This is a genomic window from Chitinophaga sp. GbtcB8 (genome assembly GCF_019091455.1).
In the GTDB taxonomy this organism is placed as follows: domain Bacteria; phylum Bacteroidota; class Bacteroidia; order Chitinophagales; family Chitinophagaceae; genus Chitinophaga.
Map to the genome: position 1 here is coordinate 60,169 of NZ_JAGXJN010000035.1, position 7,263 is coordinate 67,431.

Annotated in this window: 4 protein-coding genes; 3 read left to right on the forward strand and 1 reads right to left on the reverse strand. The window is 49.6% G+C overall.

Annotated features, from left to right (window positions below; all coding sequences use genetic code 11):
* Positions 1–122 precede the first annotated feature (122 nt).
* From KVT36_RS24695 to KVT36_RS24705, 3 genes are all read left to right on the forward strand, one after another.
* The gene (locus KVT36_RS24695) at positions 123–3,200 is read left to right on the forward strand and encodes a tetratricopeptide repeat protein (RefSeq protein ID WP_217606124.1); all 3,078 of its coding nucleotides are present in this window, start codon (positions 123–125) and stop codon (positions 3,198–3,200) included.
* A gap of 66 nt (positions 3,201–3,266) precedes the next feature.
* Positions 3,267–4,907, forward strand: coding sequence for a hypothetical protein (locus KVT36_RS24700; protein ID WP_217606125.1), 1,641 nt, complete (start codon positions 3,267–3,269; stop codon positions 4,905–4,907).
* A gap of 32 nt (positions 4,908–4,939) precedes the next feature.
* Positions 4,940–6,016: a hypothetical protein gene (locus KVT36_RS24705; RefSeq protein WP_217606126.1), complete on the forward strand. Its 1,077-nt coding sequence runs from the start codon at positions 4,940–4,942 to the stop codon at positions 6,014–6,016.
* Between the two features lie 87 nt (positions 6,017–6,103).
* Here the strand turns inward: KVT36_RS24705 and KVT36_RS24710 are convergent, their stop codons facing one another.
* Entirely contained in the window at positions 6,104–7,000 is an 897-nt protein-coding gene (locus KVT36_RS24710) for an SDR family oxidoreductase (protein ID WP_217606127.1), read from the reverse strand.
* Positions 7,001–7,263 lie beyond the last annotated feature (263 nt).

A 7,263-nucleotide genomic window follows, 5' to 3' on the forward strand; every position in this document is an offset into this window, starting at 1 on the left:
ATCTGTTTTTTGCCGCGTTCTCCTAACTGTTATTTTTGATTAATCAACTGGTTGTCAATACCAATACAGGGAGAAAGTGCGTTTAACAGGTAAGCCATCTACTATTTTAATAAATCCAGAGCATGTTTATAAGAAAGATCGTGGTTCCCGGACAGTTGTTAATATCCCTCCTGGCCTTTGCCGCCACTGGCATACTGGCCCCCACAGCCGCCCGGGCACAACAAACACGCATTTATACCGAACCTGATAAAGTTTTCAAGGACGCGCAGCAACTATTTCAGCAAGAGAAATATGCCGTATCCATGCAGCTTTTCCGGCAGGTGATCCAAAATATTGATTACTTCAAAGAAACCAACCGCTCCCTGGTAAAAGCAGATGCACAGTACTATTACACAGTATGCGCATTAAAGCTGCAACAGGCCGACGCGGAAAAATTGACGCTGCAATACCTGCAAAGGGCCAACAACAATGCCCGCGAACAGCTGGTAAGCTACCAGTTAGCCAAATATTATTTTCACCGCAACCAGCTGCAGGAAGCCATCCCGTATTACGAGAAAGCTAATATCGACAACCTTTCCAACAGCGAAATTGCGGATGCAAAATTTGAGCTTGCCTACTGTTACTTCAACGTAAAAGACTTTCAGAAAGCACAGCCCCTGTTTGCATCCATCAAGGAAATAGAGGGTAAATATTACATTCCCGCCAATTACTACTACGGTTTTATTGCCTACAATAACCGCCAGTATAATGAAGCCCTGGCCAGCTTTAAACGCGTGGAGCAGGAGCCAAAATATGCCGGTATCGTGCCCTATTACATAGCAGAGATCTACTACTTCCAGGGCAAAAAAGAAGAAGTGATCAAATATGGCGAATCCCTATTAAAGAAAGGCAATATCTACTATGATACAGAGCTGAAACAGCTCATGGGACAGGCTTACTTCGAAAAGAAAGATTATCAGAAAGCCCTGCCCTACCTACAGCAATACCAGGATAATGCAGATGAGGTGCGCAAGGAAGATGTGTACCAGCTCTCTTACTGTTACTACCAAACCGGCAACTACAACAAAGCCATTAACGGTTTTAAACAGCTAAGCAGTGAAAAAGATTCTTTAGGTCAAAACTCCATGTACCTGCTGGGCGACTGTTACCTGCGTACCAACCAGAAGGCCAATGCACGCAATGCCTTTGCCTTTGGCGCACGTAATAATTCAAACCCGCAGCAGCAGGAAATATCCCGCTTTAACTATGGCAAGCTGTCGTATGAGCTGGGTTATAATGATGCAGCGCTCACAGAGCTTTCCAACTTTGTAAAAACATACCCGCAATCATCTTACAACAAAGAAGCCCGGGAAATACTGGTGCAGCTGTTCACCAACACCAATAACTACAAGGATGCGCTCACCACTATAGAATCCATCCCTGACAAAAACCCCACCGTGTTGCGGGCCTACCAGCGCGTATCCTACGGCAGGGCCACACAGCTCATAAACGATCAGCAGCTGGCAGAAGCCGACCGCCTGCTGGATGTAGCCATTAAAAATCCCTACGATAATAATATTAAACAGCTGGCGCATTTCTGGAAAGCAGAAATAGCCCTGCGCCAGCAGCGTACAGATAATGCCATCATTAACCTGAACAGCTATCTGACCGGCGCCGTACCGGCCTCCGGTGAAGCCAATGCGCAAACAGCCAGCTATAACATGGGTTACAGCCTGCTGAAGAAAGAAGATTATACCCATGCCCTGCAGCATTTTGAAGCCGCCCAAAAAGCCAGCGGCCCCAATGCAGGCCGTATTGCTAATGATGCGCTGCTGCGTAGCGCCGACTGTTATTACATGCTGAAGGATTTTGGCAGGGCCACCGCGCTGTACGACCGTGTGATTGCCAATAAAGATCCCGGTGCAGATTATGCCACCTACCAGAAAAGTATCATCCTGGGTATACAGGGTAAGTATAATGAAAAGCTGGCCCTGTTAAAACAGCTGGGCAACCAATACCCCAGCTCCAGCTTTGGGAACGATGCTGATTTTGAGATTGCCAATACTTACCTCGCATCTGAAAAATATACAGAAGCCATTCCCTACCTGGAAAATGTGCTGAAAAAGCAGCCCAACGGCCCCAATGCACCACGTGCATTGCTGAAGCTGGGCCTGTGTTATTTCAATAAGGATAATGATAGCAAAGCCCTCTCCTACTACCGCCAGGTGGTAGAGAAATATCCTAACTCCGCAGAAGCCAATGAAGCCCTGCAAAGCATCAAGGATATTTATGTAGGCCAGGGTAAAACAGATGAATATGTGGCCCTGCTGAAAGCCAGCGGTAGAACGGTAACCGCCTCCGCAGCCGATTCACTGGCCTATGCCGCCGCAGAAGCCCGCTTTAGCAGCGGTGATTGCACGGGCGCCATACCAGCCTTTAACAGCTATATACAAAAGTATCCGAATGGCCAGTTCCTGCTGCCCGCTTACTTTTACCGCTCAGAATGCGCGTATAACAGCAAAGACTATACGACCGCTTTACCCGGTTATGAGTTTGTTCTTTCCGGCAACAACAGCCTGTATGCAGAGCGTTCAGCCCTGCAGGCCGCCAACATTAACTTTTACCAGGTAAAGAATTATGAAAAGGCCCGCACCTACTACCTGCAGCTGCAGGACCTGAGCACCAGCAAAGAAAACACCATGACCGCCACCCGCGGCCTGCTGCGCAGCAATTACCAGCTAAAACACTGGGATGAGGTAGGCAACTATGCAGAGCTGCTGCTGTCCAACACCAGCATTAGCACCGACGACCAGATTGCCGCACACTTTTACCTGGGCAGGGCGCAACAGGAGCAGCAGAAATATGATGAAGCCATCAGCGAATTTAAAACAGTAGCCGGCCTTACCAAATCAGAAACCGGGGCAGAAGCCCGCTACAACACCGGCGTATGTTACCTGGCTAAAAATGAGCTGGATGCAGCGGAGAAAGCAGGTTTTGATGTGATCAAGAACACACCCTCATACGGCACCTGGGTAGCCAAAGCCTACATACTGTTAGGCGATGTATACACCCAGCAGAAAGATTACTTTAATGCAAAAGCTACTTTCCAGAGCCTGGCAGAGAACTGCCCTATCCCGGAGCTGAAACAGGAAGCAAAAGATAAGCTGGAAAAAGTAGAAGCCGCAGAAAAAGCCGCCTCTAAGATCAGGACCAGACCATAACATATAATACACGCAAAACGCCCTGCTAACAGGCGTTTTAAATGATAAAATATAAACAGCGCATAAATGAACGGTAAAACTAAATATATAAGCAGGTGTGGAGTAATAGGGATGATGGCCGGTTTCTTTTTACAGCAGCCTGCACAAGCGCAGGATTCACTGAAGCAGGAAACCATTGACATTATTTCTACCTACCAGCCCAAGCTGCGCGATGCAGCAAAGCTGAACCTTACGGCAGCCCTGCCGGGCGTAGATACCGCCCGCCCGCGTATGGCCTACCAGGTACCTGCCCTGAACCTGTATTTTATGTACCAGCCCGTACCCTTAAAGCCCCTGGCATTAGGGAAGGATTCGCTGAACGCATTGCAGAACAACTTTGTAAAAGTAGGTTTTGGCAACTATCAAACCCCGCTGATACAGGCCGGTTTGGGCAGCGGCCGTAATGAGAAATATAACTTTGGCCTGTATGGCAGCTACACCGGCTCCAAAGGCAACATCAAGAACCAGGACTACAACGCGCTGAATATACTGGCCTCCGGCACTTATTACTCTCCCCTGTTTGAGATCAATGGCAGCGTAGGTTTTGACCGTAACGTAATACACTATTACGGGTACGACCATACGCTGTATGACTTTTCCAAGGGTGATGTAAAACAGGCCTTTAACCAGGGCACCATACAGGTAGGGCTGAAGAACCGCACCCAGAATGACTGGGCGCTGATGATAGCTCCCCGGGCCAAGTTCATGATCTTTACCGATGCCTTTGACCGTAAGGAAAACACGGTAGTAATAAATGCGCCGGTAAGCAAACAGCTGCTGGAAGATTTTTACCTGCGTGCAGAAGGCGTGTTTGATCTCTCCACCTTTAAAGAAGGAGATCAGAAGCAGATCAATAATAACGTAGTAGCCATTCACCCGGCTTTAGAGATCATAAAACCCGGCTTTACCCTGCATGCAGGCGTAAACCCCACCTGGACCAACAGCAAATTCTACCTGCTGCCTGACATCGTGAACGAATCGCACCTGATCCGTAAGAAAGTGATCTTAAGCAGCGGCTGGGTATCTTACATTGAAAAGAACAGCTTCCGTAACCTGGCCAATAACAACCCTTTCATAGGCCAGTACCCGCCGGGCATCCTGAATACCCGGGTGGAGGAAAAGTACACCGGTATTAAAGGCACCCTGGGCAGCCACATTAATTATAACACCAAGTTTGCCGCCGTTACCTGGTACAACATGCCCCTGTTTGTGAACGATACAACTGTAGGTAACACATTCTATATCAGGAACGAAGACCAGCTGCGCGCTTTCCAGCTGCATGCAGAGATCGGGTACATAGAGGAAGAAAAGTTCCAGCTGCGTTTAACCGGCGACTGGTATAACTATAACAAGCAGAATACCGAGGTAAAACCCTGGCACTTAATACCTTTCCAGGCCAATGCGTATGCACAGTACACTGTTGGCAAGAACCTGCACCTGAATGCCAACCTGTATGCATTAAGCGGCAGCTGGTATCAATTGGCTAACAAGGACTTCGCTAAAACCAAGGGCGCCTGGGACCTGAATGCCGGCGCCAACTACGACATTGGCAAGTATATTAATGTATGGGTAACAGCCAATAACCTGTTTAATACCCATTACCAGCGTTGGAACGGGTATCCAACTTATGGTTTTAACATACTGGGGGGAGTAATGATTAAATTTTAAGTTGTAAACTTGCGCAATAATCATATAGTACCTTGATATTATTACAATACATCCAGGATGTACTTTTCCGGCAGCATACATGCACCGTGCCGGAGATCGGCACCTTTACACTGCAGTTCTTACCTGCCCGGTATAATACATCGGATAGAAGCCTGGACCCTCCGGGTCAGCAGGTGCTCTTTAATGAACAGTGGACAGATGATGGCTCCTGCCTGGAATGGATCTCATTAAAAGAGAACCTGGTGCCAGCCGTAGCCCAGCTAAAGCTGAACAGGTACATTGCAGACATGAAGGCAGCCCTGGAAAACCGCCAGCCGCTGGCCTTACCCGGCCTGGGTACCCTGCAAACAGATGCGCTGGGGCATATTGACTTTTACCCGGAGAACCTGCCCGGCAAACCGGACACCCTGCACCTGCAGCCGGTGTACCGCCCGGATGCCCCCTCCTGGCAAAGCCCGGCTTATGAGCCGCCCCCGCAGCCTGCGTATACCCCGCCGGCCTACACGCCGCCACCACCACCACCGCCTACACCAGTTCCGGAGCCGGTACCGCAGCATTACGAAGCACCGGTACATACACCTGTACCGGAACCCGTGGTAGCAGCACATACTCCCCAGGAACCGGTTGTTTATCCTCCTGCCCCCTGGGAGCTGGAAGAACAGCAAAGCCGCTTTAAATGGTGGTGGATAGCCATTCCCATTGCCGCAGCATTGCTGGCCACCGGCATCTGGTGGTTTATAGACAACCAGTCTTATGGCGGCGGTACCGCCACCCTGGATATGGATGCCATACCGCCTACCCCGCAGGATACCATGAGCATGGTACCGGAAACCACGCCCACAGATACCAGCGCCGCCATACCGGCCGCCACTGATACATTGCAGTACTTTGTAGTATTTGCAACCTATCCCAGCCGGGCGGCTGCAGAAAAAAGGTTCCGCCAGTTACAAGGTTTTGGGCTGAAGGTAGCCATGTACAGTACCCGCGACTCCACCAACTTTAAGGTGGCTATGTCTTTCCGCTCCCTGGCCGCCGATACTGCCGCCAACATTAAGAAAGTGAGGGATACCTATGGAAGTAAGAATGGGAAGGTGTATCTGGAGTTCTGATCATAAACATCCTAAAATAAAAAAAGTGCAAATGGACAGATCCATTTGCACTTTTCATTTTATAGCTACGCTTCAATTATCCGCACATCATTTGATCTCTTTCGCCACAATCTCCAGCCCCTCTGCAAAGCTATGCGGCTGGTAGCCCAGCTCTTGCACGGCTTTATCGATCACAAAACCTGTTTTGGCCGGGCGTTTGGCAGGTTGTACAAAAGTTTTCGCATTTACCTTTTCAATCAGGCGCTGGTCCAGCTTAAAGAACTCCGCCGTTTGTACCGCCATTTCGTAAGGCGACAGCATTTCCTTACCGGAGATATGATACACACCGGTGCTGCGTTTATCCGCCACCAGCTTACAACCTTCGGCCAGGTCCTGCACCAGCGTAGGCGTGCGCCATTGGTCATCCACCACCTTTATCTTTTTACCCTGCTGCAGGTTGTTCTTTACCCAGGTAATAATGTTGCTGCGCTGCATATCCACAGCAGTGCCATATACCAGCACTGTTCTTACAATGGCCCAGGGCACCTTGCTGTTCTTCACCAAACGCTCTGCCGCCACTTTGCTGGAGCCGTAGTAGCTGAGCGGGTTGGCCGGCGCATCCTCTGCATAAGGGCCTTCCAGTCCGTCAAAGATAAAGTCAGTGGAAAGGAACAGGAAGTGGGCGTTGTATTTTTCAGCAGCCTGTATCAGGTAGCGTGTAGCCGCTACATTGGTATCCCAGCAGGCATCCTTATTACGCTCACATTCATCTACCTGTGTCATAGCAGCTGCATGAATAACAATGTCCGGCCGGTGTTTTTCCAGCAGCTGCTGGGCACTTACCGCATTGCGCAGGTTCACGGATTCGTACGTATAGCCGTTCTGTACCGGCAGGCGGTTTACGCCCCTGCACGCCGCAATTACTTCATACTGTTCATCCTGTACGAAAAGCGGTAGCAGATGTTGCCCTAATAAACCGTTACTTCCTGTGATTAAAACCTTCATAGCAGCCCTTTTATTAAAATTACGAATTATCAATTACGAAATGCGAATGGAATAGTGTGAATATTAAAAAACACCTGAATAAACAATTAAGTTAAATGATTATCCGCTTTCATATACCAATCAATCGCGTCATTGCGAGGAGCAAATTAAAGCCAGGGCGGGAAGGGGGAAGGGAGAGCAACCTCCCTCCGGTGAGGGGGGTGTTGTTGCCCCTCCCCCCCTCCCCCCCCCCCCCCCCCCCCCCCCCCCCCCCCCCCCTCCCT